Consider the following 307-nt stretch of genomic DNA (forward strand, 5'->3'; position numbering starts at 1 on the left):
ACTATCCATGGTTAAGTTTTACTAAATTATTGCACGCTTTAACCCGTTTGTTGATAGAGCTATCAGACAAGAGAATTAGCTTGAACTTAACAGAAACGGAGAAAAGCGATGTCGGCACTATCGATCTTCAGGACCCGGGCTAATGTTTCAGCCCTGGCAAACACTCCAAAGGAAAGTTGGATTCAGCGACTCAACCGTTGGTACGCCAACTATCGGACAAGACAGCAACTTGCCCGTTTGCCGGATTTCACGCTGAAAGATATCGGTGTGTCGCGCATTGACGCGGAACACGAAGCGAGCAAAGCCT

General features: G+C 46.9%; 1 protein-coding gene. It reads left to right on the forward strand.

Annotated features, from left to right (window positions below; translation table 11 throughout):
* Positions 1-108: 108 nt before the first annotated feature.
* Positions 109-307, forward strand: a 199-nt coding sequence (locus E5Q11_RS17580; protein WP_135804724.1) for a DUF1127 domain-containing protein, incomplete at its 3' end; no start/stop codon positions are given.

Source organism: Marinobacter confluentis, from assembly GCF_004785685.1.
GTDB lineage: Bacteria > Pseudomonadota > Gammaproteobacteria > Pseudomonadales > Oleiphilaceae > Marinobacter > Marinobacter confluentis.